The organism is Acinetobacter sp. TY1 (assembly GCF_048551395.1).
Taxonomy (GTDB): Bacteria; Pseudomonadota; Gammaproteobacteria; order Pseudomonadales; family Moraxellaceae; genus Acinetobacter.
In genome coordinates, this window is the sequence record NZ_JBLYZK010000003.1 from 115,610 (window position 1) to 130,790 (window position 15,181).

Consider the following 15,181-nt stretch of genomic DNA (forward strand, 5'->3'; position numbering starts at 1 on the left):
TTCAATTTATGCTAAAATACGCCCCAAATTAACGATGATTAAATCGTATTTAAACTATTGTGAATTTACACTCCCGAGCTTCAATAGATTCAAGACACTGATTAAAGGTTAGATTTTAAAATGCTGAGTACTCCAAACATTGACAGTAAACTATCCCCACGAATCAGTGTTGCGCCGATGATGGATTGGACAACCAAAGATTACCGATTCTTTGCGCGTTTATTTAATCCTAACGTCATTCTTTACACGGAAATGGTCACAACAGGTGCAATCATCTACGGTGGAGCAAATCGCCATTTAGACTATAACAATGAAGAACATCCAATTGTGTTACAGCTTGGTGGCTCAAATCCGAAAGACTTAGCAATTTGTACCAAAATGGCACAAGACTGGGGTTATGACGAAGTTAATTTGAATGTCGGTTGCCCGAGTGATCGTGTGCAAAATAATAAGATTGGTGCTTGCCTCATGGCAGAGCCTGAATTAGTGGCTGAATGTATTTCCGAAATGCGTAATGCAGTTGATATTCCTGTAACAGTGAAGCACCGTATCGGAATTGATGACATGCAATCTTATGAAGAAATGTTGCACTTTGTCGATACTGTTGCGAAAACAGGCTGTGACAATTTTATTGTGCATGCTCGTATTGCCCTGCTACAAGGTTTATCGCCTAAAGAAAACCGTGATGTTCCACCACTACGTTATGAAGATGTTTATCGTTTAAAAAAAGATCGTCCAAACTTACTCATCGAAATCAATGGTGGTATTAAAACCTTTGCTGAAACTCAAGAACATTTAAAATATGTTGATGGTGTAATGATTGGTCGTGAGGCATACCACAACCCATATCTATTAGCTGAAATTGGACAATTGTGGAATTTAGATTTACCTGATCGTTTTGAAATGATGGATCAAATGTTGCCATACATTGCTAAACGTATGCAAGAAGGTGCACCTCTTTCAATTATCACTCGTCATATTTTAGGTTTATTCCAAAATCTTCCAGGTGCACGTAAATGGCGTCAGGCTTTAAGTGGTGGTAACGCCAAAACCTTTGCCGATGTTGAAAATGCCATTATGAATATAAAAGAAGCAATGAAACGTACTGAGGATTATATTAAAGAGCAAGCGATTTCACAGTGATTTAAAAATAAAATGGCTAATTCAATTCGTAATTAGCCATTTTATTTTTTAGTCCAAACATCCTTCAAACACTTCAAGTGACTCCACATACGGCAAAATCAAATAGTCATGCGTCATTAAATGCTTTTTTAAAAAATCCACTATCATTGAATCAAACCCATAAATTGTAGTTAATTCATCTATAAGTTTCTGATTATTTATAGAATTAAATTGCGCTGTTTTAATAAAGAAAAATAAACTAGCCCCTAGTCCAATATATTCAAAGGCAAAGTTTTTTTCCAAGTATTGGATTAATGAAAAACTTTCCATTGGATTGAAATCACAAGAAAAATAACCATTCAATTGAGCGACAAATTTTTCAGATTCTAGCTCTACATTCACCAACTTAGTTTCAATTGCTGAGTCTAAAATCTTTTCAGGGTGTTCGTGTATTTGAATGAGCAAGTCGAAATCTGCTTGTGAATATTTAGATTTCGCTTTCAAGTTTTTAAATTCGACCTGATTTTCAGCTTTAGACAATTGCTCAAGATAATATTTGATTGCCAGAGGCTGAGAATTTTCATAAAGAATATCTTCCTCCTCACCATTCACATCGCCTATATATTCAGATGGATCAAAATACAACGCATCATTCATAGATGCATGCATAGACGTATAGTTGCATTGTCCAATATCTTCTAAAATTAACAGCACTTTCTTGGGTGCAACTTGTTGTTTTAATTGTTGATAAACACCCATTAAATCTTGCCAATCACTCACATCATTGATCCATGCATATTGATTCAATTCATGTGCTTCTTGGCTGATTTTAGGGTTTGTATTTTTTTTAATATTTAATTTTTTCACTTATTCTCTCAATTTTATCTGATCCAACTTTTTCAGAACTTCAGCCACAGCCACCATGGCAAAACTAGAAGTGACCACCACTGCCGAACCATAACCACCACAACGTAATCCTGCACTAGCACAGACATCTGCGCTTGAAAATGGATTATCAATTGAATAGACACAGATAATACCAAACTTTTCTTTTGGCTTTTTACAAATTCCGATGCCACGAAGTTGCGTCCGTAATTTTGCTAACATTGGGTCTTGTTCGGTTTTTGATAAATCGGCGACACGAATTTTCAGCGGATCTAATTTTCCACCCGCCCCACCCGATACAATCAACGGAATTTTATTAAAACGGCAATGTAACATCAGCGCTAATTTCGCTTTGACATCATCAATACAATCGAGAATTAAATCAGGTGTTTCAGCAAGAATTTCTTTGATATTTTCCGCACTCAAATAATCTTCGATTAAATTAATTTTAATACGCGGGTTAATCTGACGACAGCGTTCTGCCATCACTTCAATTTTTTCATGACCAAAAGTCGATGTCATTGCAGGTAATTGACGATTGATATTCGATGCAGCAATTGAATCCATATCCACTAACGTTAATTCACCGACACCCGTACGCGCAAGCGCTTCAACAGCCCAAGAACCAACGCCACCAATTCCAATCACCATCACATGACTTTTTTCATAATGATTAAATGCTTCACCCCCATAAATTTTAGCAACACCTGCAAAACGGCGGTCATATTCATCATCTTGGTGCAAATCAGTCATTGTGGTTTATCAAAACAGAAATTTTATCTATTTTAGCAAATTCACCTTTAATAAAGCTAATCCCATCCTTTAGGTAATTGAATAGCATCCTCACGATTGTCATTCAAAAGATAGGTTTTATATTGATTAATAGGTCGAGTTCCTGAATCAGACGTAGGTGAGTAATCTGCTTGATAATGATATTTCACTCGCCAAGTATAAGGCTTTACATAAAAAATCTGACTATTTAGGGTGTATTCATCATGGCATTTTCCTCGACTCTGTTGATAATCTTCCTCAGAAAAGCAAGCTCGAATCATCCGATACATCGACAAAGGAATGTTCTGAAATACTTGTTGATACTGACTTTTTACCTTTAATTGTAAAAAATCGACCACCTCTTCATTCATGCCACCACCTGAATAGCCTTCTTGCCATTTTTGAACAATCCCAACAGCATAGTCATTTTCATTAATAGGAAACAATTTAGGGAAAATCGATAGTTGTTTATTATCATCACTCTGTTCAAACACCGCCCAACGCGCGCTTTGAGTGCGTGGTTGATAAGTCGAAAAATCCCATATTTCTAATAAATTAAAATTATTTTGCAGATCAATATGCGCAAGTCTTAATTCATCAATCACATAAAATTGATTTTTTTGACCTTCGACCTGAAACAAATTACTGACTTTTCCATTGACACAGAATGATTCAAACTGTCGGCAAAACTGCACTTTTTGCTGAGCATTGAGTGTATTTTTTTTTAAAATTTTTTCTTGTGGCTGTGCGTGAGTAGCTATCGAAAATACAAAAAAAAGTAGACCAGTCAAATAAGAAAAATGACGAGATTTAAACATTTTAACCTCTCTTTAATATTCTATTTTATTTTAAATCTAATCATTTTCTAACCGTAATGCTTGCATTGTATTTAGCCAAAGATGCTCTGCCAACTTTTCACACGGCATATCTAGTACCTGAGCCAAACCATCCAAAACATAAGGCAAGTTAACAGGCGTATTACGAGTTCTACGCTCATGTGAAGCTTGACAGCACAAGGGTGTCATATCGGGGCAATCTGTTTCTAAAACCAGATGTTCTAGACCTATTTCTTTAACCACGCTATGTAGTTTCTTCGCATTCGGATTGGTAATTTGCCCTGTTACACCTATTTTAAAACCCATTGCAATCAGAGCTTTTGCTTCTTGTACACCACCACTAAATGCATGAGCGATGCCTCCATGTTGAAATTTATGCTTTTTTAATATTTTTATCGCATCTGCATGAGAACGTAAAATATGTAATAACACAGGCTTTTCAAACTGCTGTGCTAATTCTAATTGTGCGGAGAAAAAGTCTTGTTGCTTTTGAAATACTTCAGGTTGCTTATGTTCTTTTTTAAAGGTATCCAAACCAATTTCACCTACAGCAACGCAATTTTCAGTTCTTAAAATTTGTTCTAAATCATGTAAAAAAGGAGTTTCATGCTGATCGATGAAAAAAGGATGCAGACCTGGAGCAAGATAACTTTTCGGTGCATTTTCCAATTGATTTAAAAAATGCTGAGTTTCAATCAGATCAGTAAAACGTGAATGTAAAAATCCAATTAAAACCAAGCCTTCAACACCTGCAGCTTTTGCTTGATGTGCGAGTTGTACCCGATCATGATCAAAATCAGGCACATCAAAATGAGTATGTGTATCAAAGAGTTTAATTGCACTATTCACTTTTATCTTTATTCGGCATCACTGTAGAAGCAGCTTTTTGCTGATCAGTATTTACATTTTCAGGTAAATACTCTTTTTTCAAAACTTTATTCAGTTGAGTATATGGAATTTCTAAACGTGGCAATCCTGCAACATAAGGACCAATTTCATATTCACCATATTGAAGAATAAGACCATTTTTTCCTAAATAATAATTATCGCTGAGTTTAAATTTCCACACTTGCTCGTATTCTTCAAGATTAGTCGAAAGTTGCGAATCTCTTACCCATTTTTTAAATGCCTCATAAGCTAATTTTTCCAACTGTACTTTTTGACCTGATTGTACTATATCGTTGAGTGCGACTAATTTTTGGGTTTTTAAATCAAAGTTATAATACGTTTGTGATGATGAACCATGTGCTCCACCCATATAATTACTTGTATTTAAAACGACCGTTACCAATGCACCCTCTGCAGTAAGAATTTTGGGGCTAATAGATAAGGTAATTTGACTACTTGCACCCAATGTTTTTAACTCTTTATCAAGTCCTGAAAATGCAGTGATATAGGGTTTAATCTCTATTGCCATTTGTTGCACCGGTGTCACATTCGTAACAACGTCACTCGCCGATGTTGCAACTTCTGTTATTGCACTTTGTTTATCTTTTTCTGCTCGAATGTCTTGTTTTAATTTTCCAATATCGAGCATACGCTCAAGATTCTGTAAAATTGCCTGATCAATCTGTTGATCAACAAAAACCTGATTGGTCTGTAAACGATCAATACTAAATTCGGGGCAACGATTTCCATTACATTCAGGCAATATGACAGGCACTTTTTGAGTTTCGCCTTGTAATTTTAAAGTTGTATCCTGCACTGCCGATGCTGTCTGCTCAACAGGCTCTGACTTTTTTTCAGCTTTCGGCTGACAAGCAGTTATAGCAAATGCAGACATCATTATTGCCACAGCTAAAGCATTTTTTTTCATCAACATTACCAACCTTCAGAATCTTACAGAGCGTTTTACTTCTATAAGCCTATCCTGTATATGACCTTGCTTTCAATTGAGTTTTGTATGCTTCATGCTATCAATAGCACATTGATTGCTTAAAACATTTTTTGGAAAACATCAGGTTTCAACATTTGCTGTGTCTGTGCTTTATCGAGGTAAATATCAAATTGTGGCGCATCTTCACTAATTTCGCCCGCACGATAATGTAGCCCGATACCCTCTCCATCAAAGAACCAATCCGACTGCCCCCAAAAGAGTTTTTTGGGTGCAGACTTCTTCACTAACATATCTTGTTGATCAAGCCACTCTTGATACTTTTGCTGAATTAAGTTATTTAATGCATTTTGTTTTTGGGGTTGAATCACATCTAAAATCGTTAAATTTTTCTTAAGTTTACGATCTGCCACATATAAATATTGGCGTGCTTTAACTGATACTTCTGCTTGTTTCGTATCAACTGAAACCTGTAATAACACATACTGATTACGCTGTGATGCAATACGCGTCTGCATGTGCAACTCATAGGCTTTATTTTTTGGAAATTCAGCTTCCCAAGCATCTGATTTTTTAATATAAGCATTTACCGCTTGTTGTAGCGTCATTTCTTGATTTAAACCCACTTGATTTTGAATAACCCATGCCTGATGTGTTTCAATCCATTTATTTAACCAAGTATCTTGAGTTTTAATCGTTTGAATTTCAATTTCAATACAGTTTTTCTTTTCACAAAATGGCAATGCATAATCCGCTTTCGTCTCTTGCATATCCAAATACGGCAATACATCAGGATTTTCAACTTGTATAGGCTCTGACTCGGCTTGTTCTTGCGCATTTTTTTTTGATTGATCTTGTTTCGAATCACACGCCACTAACAATAATATGCTAATAAGTATGAGTCCTTTTCCTGATATATGCATAGCAGTACCTTCATCCATAAATAAAACATTTATTTTCAAATAAAAACAGCTTCTCGAAGAAGCTGTTTTTACTACCCATATTCAATACCGTTTTAGAACAAATTAGTGTTCACGAGTTGAACGGAATTGAATATCAGGATAACGCTCTTGCATTAACTGTAAATTTACACGGCTTGGTGCAAGATACGTCAAATGACCACCACCATCTAAAGATAATTGGTCATGGGCTTTTTTCTTGAATTCGTTAAATTTTTTTTCATCATCACAAGAAACCCAACGTACTGTATTAATGCTTACAGGCTCATAAATACAATCAACTTTGTATTCTTCTTTTAGACGATACGCAACAACATCAAACTGTAGCACACCCACTGCACCTACAATCAAATCATTGTTGATTTGTGGCATGAACACCTGCGTTGCACCTTCTTCAGATAACTCTTTCAAACCTTTTTGTAATTGTTTAGATTTCAAAGGATCTTTGAGACGTACACGGCGGAACATTTCAGGGGCAAAGTGTGGAATACCTGTGAAATGTAACTTTTCACCTGATGTAAACGTATCACCAATTTGAATGGTACCGTGGTTATGTAAACCAATGATATCACCCGGCCACGCTTCTTCAAGCTGCTCACGCTCACCCGCAAGGAATGTCAATGCATCGCTAATACGCACATCTTTACCTAAGCGTACATGATTCATTTTCAAGCCTTTTTCATACTTACCTGAACAGATACGCATAAATGCAATACGGTCACGATGTTTCGGATCCATATTTGCCTGAATTTTAAAGACAAAACCTGAAAAACCTTCTTCTTTGGCATCAACAATACGTTCATGTGTTGGATGAGCTTTCGGTTCAGGTGCCCATTGAATAAATGCATTTAACACATGATCAACGGCAAAATTACCAAGTGCAGTACCAAACAAAACAGGCGTTTGACGTCCTGCTAAAAACTCAGCATGATCAAGTGGATCATTTGCCATTTGTACAAGTTCAAGTGATTCTTCAAATGATGCAAATGCTAAATCACCGACTTTCTCACGAATGTCTGGGTAGTCATAGCCATCACGAATTTCAATATCGGTAATAGTTGAGCCAAAGCCCGCCTTATATACATAAAGCTTGTTTTCAATCAGGTTATATACACCAGCGAAGTCTTTACCCATACCGAGTGGCCACGTTAATGGTACACAGCGAATATTTAGAACATTTTCAATTTCATCTAATAACTCTAATGGTTCACGAATTTCACGGTCCATTTTGTTGACGAAAGAGATAATGGGGGTGTCACGCATACGACACACTTCCATCAATTTGATGGTACGTTCTTCGACACCTTTTGCACCATCGATCACCATTAAAGCAGAGTCAACCGCTGTTAATGTACGGTAGGTATCTTCCGAAAAATCTTCGTGTCCCGGTGTGTCCAGCAAGTTAATTACATGATTTTTAAATGGGAATTGCATAACAGATGTGGTAATTGAGATCCCACGCTCTTTTTCCATTTCCATCCAATCCGAAGTCGCCGCACGATCAGATTTACGGCTTTTTACCATTCCTGCCACTTGAATGGCTTTACCCCATAACAGCAATTTTTCTGTCATGGTGGTTTTACCCGCATCGGGGTGGGAAATAATCGCAAAGGTGCGGCGTTGAGCAACTTGCGTTGCTAATTCATTTTTAAAGCTCATGCATAATACCTACTGCGAATACGCAGCTTTAAGGATCAAAAATGATCCAAATATAAAATTGGCGATATTGTAGCAGAATTCCACTCTGCTACGAAAAATCTTGTCGGTCGTTTTTAGACAGTAGATTTGCATGTTTACATTGGTTTCGCCTGATTGTAGATGTGAAGTGCTAAGTTCTAAATTTAAGCAGATTCAAATAAAATTTTTAGTTTCTTTTAGTTACTGCATAGATCTATTCGGATCAGCAAAATGATTTGTATATTATGGTTGTGCATGCTGAATAAATGATAAAAATTACAATTCAAGATTTTTAGTTAAGTGACTACAGCATAACTTTCTTCTAAACGCTGTACAGGCAATGGCATACCCAAAAGATACCCCTGCAATTGCTGACAGCCTAAACGCTTCAATATTTCTGCTTGCAATTCCGTTTCCACGCCTTCAGCCGTGACCACTAATCCTAAACGTTTAGCAAGCTGAATAATACTTTCTAAAATAATTTCTTCTTTTGAATTTGGTGTCAAATTACGAATAAATTCACGATCAATTTTCAATTCATCGACAGGTAAATCTTTCAAATACAAGAAACTTGAATGCCCTGTTCCAAAATCATCAATAGCCAAACGAATACCTAAAGCACGTAATTTTTCAAAGGTTTGAATACTCGTTTCAATATGATGCATTGCGGTCGATTCGGTAATCTCAATAATCAGGCTACCTGGTGCAATTTGATATTTTTGAATTAACGCTTCAAGACGGCAAATTAATTGCTTATGTTCAAACTGAATAGCCGATAAATTTACAGCGACTGAAGAAAAAACAACACCTTTTTCTTTCCATTCATGTAATTGCGAGCATGCTTGTTCAAGTGCCCAATAGCCCATACGAATGATTAATCCTGTTTGCTCAGCCCCTTCAATAAACATACTAGGTGCGAGTAAACCTAAATTTGGATGCTTCCAACGAATAAGCGCCTCAACACCACAAATTTTATAATCAGCAGTAAATTTGGGCTGATAAAATAAAACAAATTGATGTTCTTCTACTGCACGATATAAATCATTAATCAGTTTCGATTGACTACGATTAGACTGTTGCTTATCAATAGAATCATTATAAATACTATAGGTATTCCGACCTTGTTCTTTCGATTGCATCATGGCTGCTTCAGCATTGATTAGCAAATCTTGTAAACCATTGCCGTGCTTTGGATAGAGTACGATTCCAATACTTGCAGAAATATTAATTTCTTTGCCCGAAATTTTAAAACCTTCTTGAACCGTATGTAAGAGTGCAGCAGCGATTTCTTCTGTCTGCGCTTGCGTTGTATTTTCAATAATCAGTAAAAACTCATCACCACCTATACGAATCAGCTTCTGACTTGCTAAGAGTTGATGATGTAATCGTTGTGCCAATTTCACCAATAACTCATCACCTATATGATGTCCAAAAGCATCATTCACCGACTTGAAACGATCAATATCGATATAGACAAAAGCTACGTCCCCTTCGAGTTGACGATGCGCCATAAACAACGCATTGGTGTAATCAATCAGAAATAAACGGTTCGGCAACTTGGTTAAATTGTCTTGTAATGCTAAGTTTTCTAATTCTTTATTTGCAAGTAAAAGCTGATGATTACGCTCTTCTAATCTTAACTCAAGCACAGCAACGGCAAAGGCAGCGATCAATGTCAAACACGTTGCAAAAATCACTGCAACCAGTAGCATGGTTTGACCTTCGTCATAATTAAACCCAAGTGCTGTTGGATTCTCAACTGTATGGAAAATAACACCAGCCATACCTGTGTAATGCATGCCTACAATACTAAAAGCAATCATGCAAGCAACAGCAAACTTTAAAAGTCCACGATGGTTAATTGCTTGTTTATATTTAAATGCTAACCAGAATGAAAGACCAGCACCACTAATACCAATAAGAATTGAAAACAAAACAATTAAGCCATCATAATGAATATCTTCATTCGGCACGTTTAAGCCCATCATGCCGACATAATGCATCCCTGAAATACCACCACCCATAAATACAGCACCTAAAATAAGGCGCCCTAAAGGTAAGGTATTTCGTGTGGTTAACCAAATGGCAAAAGTCGAGGTGATTGCAGCAATAACGTAAGAAAATATGGTTAGACCTGGGTCAAAAGAATAACCCTCTGGTAAATGGCAGGCTAACATACCTACAAAATGCATCGCCCAAATAGCTAGACCAAAGATCATACCGCTAGCAATCATCAGAATTTTTTGTTGTTTTGGACTATTTACATTGTAAATAAGTTGCTCCAATGAAATAGCGATATAGCAGACGATGACCGCAACAACGGCAGAACCTATCACCAAATCATTATCATAACTCATATGAATCATACAAATGTACTTCCCAAAATGAACCCATTATTGTTATTTAAGTTATTTAAAAAATCCTAAAACAACACATTGCTACGTGTGGTTCACCTGATTTAATAGAATTTAGAATATCCTTAAAATAGCACTATCTCATTGAAGGTCAAGTTTTTTTCACATTAGGCAAAAAAAGGGCATATCACAATATGCCCTTTATTTAATATTACTTAATCAATACTTTAGTGTTTTTTCTGTAATTGCCCTAAATCCATTAACACATTGGCAGCTTCAGTCACAAAAGTCTCTTCTTCAGGCAATGATGGACGTTGCGCTACTTTCATTTTTGCACGAGATTCTGCTAAAGCATCCATAGAGGCTTGATAGCTTTCCCAGTTTGGATATGGCTTCTGCCCCATCACCTTACGGCGTGCATTTTCAGCTTGCAAAGTCTTATCCTCAAGTTCAATTAAGTCTTTTTTACGCTGAGTAATATCTAACACGACTTGCTTTTGATCTTTAGAAATTTGGGCAATCGCTTTACGCGCATTAAGATATTGGAATTGCACATCAGCATCTACACGCTGTTTAGACAATACCGATAACTCTGGCACATAAGGTTGAATCTGACCTTCACGCTTAAATGGTGCTGTTGGAATAGTGTCCCATTTCAACGCATTTTTCGCTTTACGCTCACCAAACTCTTCGTCATAAATATCGACGAGTTTAACATCAGGAATCACCCCTTTATTTTGCGTACTACCACCCGTCACACGATAAAATTTACGCTGCGTCAACGTTGCCTGACCATAAGCCAAACTGTCTAACTGAACCTGTGCCGTTCCTTTACCTGTTGTTGTACTGCCAATCACTACGCCACGATCATAATCTTGGATAGCAGCCGAGTAAATTTCACTAGCCGATGCAGATGCCAAGTTAATCAATACAGCCAATGGACCTGCATAGGTTTGTGCACCGCCATCGGTATCTTCAAAGACACTAACATTGCCATTGCCATCGCGAATTTGCACCACAGGTCCTTCCTTGATGACCTGACCAATCATTTTGGCAACTTCTTCTAGTGAACCACCTGGATTATTACGTAAATCAATAATTACCCCTTCCACTTTTTGACTAGCTAGAGATTGCAATGCTTTATTGGTATCTTCGGCAACAGAGCGATATTCTCCCCCAGCACGGCGTGCACGATAGTTCAAATAGAACGATGGAATTTCTACCACACCAAATTTATGTTTTTGACCATCTCGGATCACTTCAACAGTGCGAGAGCGTACACCCGCATCTTCTTCTTGAATGACATCACGGGTCAACATCACAATACGTGCCTGATTCATAGAAGCACCTGCACCAAGGAGCTTCACAGCCACTTTCGTTCCACGCTTACCACGAATCAAACCGACAATTTCAGAACTTGGCCAGCCAATCACATCAACCATTTTATCGCCATCTTGCGCCACACCAATTATGCGATCACCCGATTTCACCTGCCCTGACTTACTTGCAGGACCGCCTTCAACAATGGTTTCAATTTTAGTGAAATCTTCATTACCACGTTCAGGACGAATCGATACACCAATCCCTTCAAGTTGCAATGTCGTTTGACGATTCAACTCAATCGCATCAAGCGGTGGGAAGTAGTTGCTGTGCGGATCATATGTCAATGTCATTGAGTTTAAGATGCGTTCAAGCACATCATCACTCTTCACACGCCCCATGCGCTCAAGTTGACGGGTATAACGTTTAGTCAATGTTTGAACTGGTGTTAAGTCTTCTGATGCTGTTAAATCTTGACCATTGGCTAGAGATGGATCATCTTTTAATGCTTTTTGCTTGGCTTGCTCTTCTTCTTTGGTAATCGTCAAGTTAATGAGCTGTGAAACCAACATTTTCTGCCAATACGTTTCTTGCTCAGCTTTGGTATTGAAGAAAGGCGATTTTTCACGATCGGTTTCAATAAATGTATTGGATTGATTTAAATTTTGTGGCTTTTTCAACTCAGCCAACATAAATGAATAAAATTCTTTTAGACGATTACGGTATTGTTCATGAATCGCATAAGGCCCTTTTAAATCCCCTGCTTTAAGCGATGCTCCCAAAGTCGTACCATACTGTTTTTTATAGTCTTGTACTTCCGATGCAAGGAACAAAGTATGTTCAGGATCTAAGCTATCCAGATACATATCAAGGATTTTCCCTGATGTCGTTGCATCAAGGCGCATATTTAAATAATGCTGTCGATCGACCAATGTTGCAAGCTGACGAGTCACTAAGGCTTGTTCTTGTGTAGGCTGAATTACCCCTGAAACAACAGCTGTAGTGGTTTCAGCCATTGCCTGAGTAATTGTGTGTGAAAAAAATAATCCACCGGTTGCCAATGCAACGGCGCAAGCAATTGTCTGAAGTTTCATAATTCGTTAATGCATCCTTCTCGGAGTTTCCAATTTGGTGTCGCTTTTTAATCTGAATTCAACAGTTTCAAAATCTTAAACAACTTTATCTGTCTATGTCGTGTAGTTTTATCATAATCTGTACTGACAAAATGTAGCAAATCATTGCAAAATACAGGTATTGTTTTCCTTTTAAAAATACAACTACGGATTTCCTATGATCGGCGCATTGATGCTTGATATCGCAGGCACAGAACTTACTCAAGAAGATATTGAACTATTGCAAGCTCCGCAAGTCGGTGGCGTGATTTTATTTACACGAAATATCAAATCTCTGGCACAAGTTCGGGCTTTGACTGATCACATGCGTCAAGTTCGCCCTGAGATTCTCATTGCCGTTGACCAAGAAGGCGGACGTGTGCAACGCCTAAAAACAGGGTTCACTCTATTGCCTGCAATGGGGCATTTTGGTGAACTTTACTTAACTGAACCTGAAAAAGCCATTCAACTCGCGGAGCAATGCGGTTGGCTTATGGCAATTGAAGTCTTAGCTGTCGGGATTGACTTTAGTTTTGCCCCAGTACTCGACATCAACGATATTAGTGATGTAATCGGCGATCGTGCATTTGCCAAAAATGTGCAGGATATTGTTCCACTTGCTCAAGCCTTTATGACAGGTATGCATCGTGCAGGTATGGCAACAACAGGTAAACATTTCCCTGGTCATGGTTCAGTTAAAGCAGACTCTCACGTTGCTGCAGCCATTGACTCACGCAGTTATGACGAAATTTATGCACAAGACATGCAAAGCTTTATTCAGCTCAAACCACAACTTGATGCACTTATGCCAGCACATGTAATTTATGAAAATGTTGACCCGAACCCTGCTGGTTTCTCACCTTTTTGGATTCAGAAAATTCTCCGTCAAACCTTAAAATTTGATGGCGTACTATTCTCCGATGATTTAAGTATGCAAGCTGCATGTATAGCAGGCAATGCCGATGCACGTATTCGAGCTGCCTTAGATGCAGGCTGTGACATGGGCCTAGTGTGTAATAACCGTGAATCGGCTTGTGTGGCACTTGCAGGCATTGAAAATTTACCACTACCGAATCAAGAACGCTTAGAGCGTATGCGTGGCAAAATTCCTAAAATTCAAATTGGTGAAACATTAGATTTAGGCACAGAATGGCAGTCTGTTAAACACGTGATTGAAGCATTCAAAAATTCACTTTAACTTTAATTGAAAAAGAATAGGAATACTTCGGTGTTCCTTTTTTACACATAAACTGTTAAAACACTTAAGATTAAGATATTGAAATAATAATGATATAGCTCGATCAGTCTGATCGACAAAAAGCATCAGTGAAGGATAACCATGAGCGAACCACAACTGTCTAAACACCGACATATTTCATTTACTGCACATTACACCGGCTATATTTGGTATCAAATGGGTATATCGCATCCTTTACTTGCTACGTCTAAAGGTAAAACTTTAGCAATGATTGCCAATCCTATCGAAAATTGGGCAGAAAAATATGTCGGTGGCAGTATGCGGACGACATTGAAAGCACGCCACAAAATGTTAGATGATCATCTAATTATGCTCATTCAACAACATCCTGATTTACAAGTACTTGAAATTGCTGCAGGACTTTCACCTCGTGGATGGTGGTTTAGACAGCACTACCCTGATATTGATTATCGTGAACTTGATTTGCCCGATATGGCACAGGAAAAACAACAGGCTTTAAAACAAATCGATCCAACAAGCCCCGATCTTTTATCCGTCGATTTATTTACCCCTGATTTCGAAAATGCATTTAAAGTTTTTGATCAGAACCGCCCTTTAGTTGTCATTAGTGAGGGATTAATCAATTACTTCACTAAGCCATTATTGCAACAACTCATTCAATCGATTGCTCATTATGGCAAAGGCTTTAAAGCCTTACATTACCTGACCGATATTTATCCTGAACCAGTCAAAAATCGTTTAGCAAAAGTCATTTGGAGTAGTAGTAAACTACTCAAAGTGATTTCTCGCAGCGCATTCACATTCCACTTCATTTCCCCTGATGAAGCTCGCTCATTTTTCTATACGGCAGGTTTTAATACAGTTGATGTCATTCAACCTACATTTTATTTTGATGACCGAACACAAACTACTACGACCATAGATGAACATCCTGAAATGATGAAAGATCAACATGCAGGTGATTTGGTATGGATGATTCACGCCCAGCACCCCAACCCGATGAGTTAACGATCTTTAAGTTAATATTTTAAAAATATAAAGCCCTCAAATGAGGGCTTTATATTAACTTTTCAATAAATATAAAATTTAAAG

General features: G+C 37.6%; 12 protein-coding genes. 3 read left to right on the forward strand and 9 right to left on the reverse strand.

The genetic code is table 11. The features are described 5' to 3' along the window. Positions 1-120: 120 nt before the first annotated feature. Positions 121-1,143 (forward strand): tRNA dihydrouridine(20/20a) synthase DusA, encoded by a 1,023-nt coding sequence (gene dusA / locus ACK2M2_RS03130; protein ID WP_409510293.1) that lies wholly within the window; start codon positions 121-123, stop codon positions 1,141-1,143. A 48-nt stretch (positions 1,144-1,191) separates the two neighbouring features. On the opposite strand, the gene ACK2M2_RS03135 is transcribed toward dusA, so the two are convergent. From ACK2M2_RS03135 to ACK2M2_RS03175, 9 genes are all read right to left on the reverse strand, one after another. Beyond that, on the reverse strand, positions 1,192-1,989 hold the full coding sequence (locus tag ACK2M2_RS03135; protein WP_419346095.1) for a hypothetical protein: 798 nt from the start codon (positions 1,987-1,989) through the stop codon (positions 1,192-1,194). Then, positions 1,990-2,760 carry a tRNA threonylcarbamoyladenosine dehydratase gene (locus tag ACK2M2_RS03140; protein ID WP_419346096.1) on the reverse strand — a complete coding sequence of 257 codons (771 nt, stop codon included), beginning with the start codon at positions 2,758-2,760 and terminating at the stop codon, positions 1,990-1,992. A gap of 56 nt (positions 2,761-2,816) precedes the next feature. Continuing rightward, entirely contained in the window at positions 2,817-3,596 is a 780-nt protein-coding gene (locus ACK2M2_RS03145) for a hypothetical protein (RefSeq protein ID WP_419346097.1), read from the reverse strand. 36 nt (positions 3,597-3,632) lie between these two features. Continuing rightward, entirely contained in the window at positions 3,633-4,463 is an 831-nt protein-coding gene (locus tag ACK2M2_RS03150) for a TatD family hydrolase (RefSeq protein ID WP_409510289.1), read from the reverse strand. Next, on the reverse strand, positions 4,456-5,436 hold the full coding sequence (locus ACK2M2_RS03155) for an RsiV family protein (protein WP_419346098.1): 981 nt from the start codon (positions 5,434-5,436) through the stop codon (positions 4,456-4,458). The genes ACK2M2_RS03150 and ACK2M2_RS03155 overlap by 8 nt, the downstream gene beginning before the upstream one ends. Before the next feature lie 113 nt (positions 5,437-5,549). Further along, positions 5,550-6,389 (reverse strand): hypothetical protein, encoded by an 840-nt coding sequence (locus ACK2M2_RS03160; protein WP_419346099.1) that lies wholly within the window; start codon positions 6,387-6,389, stop codon positions 5,550-5,552. Between the two features lie 84 nt (positions 6,390-6,473). After that, complete coding sequence (locus ACK2M2_RS03165; protein ID WP_409510286.1) at positions 6,474-8,066, reverse strand: peptide chain release factor 3; 1,593 nt, start codon at positions 8,064-8,066, stop codon at positions 6,474-6,476. A gap of 314 nt (positions 8,067-8,380) precedes the next feature. After that, positions 8,381-10,450: an EAL domain-containing protein gene (locus tag ACK2M2_RS03170; protein ID WP_409510285.1), complete on the reverse strand. Its 2,070-nt coding sequence runs from the start codon at positions 10,448-10,450 to the stop codon at positions 8,381-8,383. Between the two features lie 215 nt (positions 10,451-10,665). Next, positions 10,666-12,852, reverse strand: a complete 2,187-nt coding sequence (locus tag ACK2M2_RS03175; protein ID WP_409510284.1) for a carboxy terminal-processing peptidase — start codon at positions 12,850-12,852, stop codon at positions 10,666-10,668. Positions 12,853-13,048: 196 nt separating this feature from the next. Here ACK2M2_RS03175 and nagZ point away from each other — a divergent pair, with 196 nt between their 5' ends. Further along, positions 13,049-14,068, forward strand: coding sequence for a beta-N-acetylhexosaminidase (gene nagZ, locus ACK2M2_RS03180; RefSeq protein ID WP_419346100.1), 1,020 nt, complete (start codon positions 13,049-13,051; stop codon positions 14,066-14,068). A 141-nt stretch (positions 14,069-14,209) separates the two neighbouring features. Continuing rightward, entirely contained in the window at positions 14,210-15,097 is an 888-nt protein-coding gene (locus tag ACK2M2_RS03185) for a class I SAM-dependent methyltransferase (protein WP_419346101.1), read from the forward strand. The last annotated feature ends 84 nt before the right edge of the window (positions 15,098-15,181 follow it).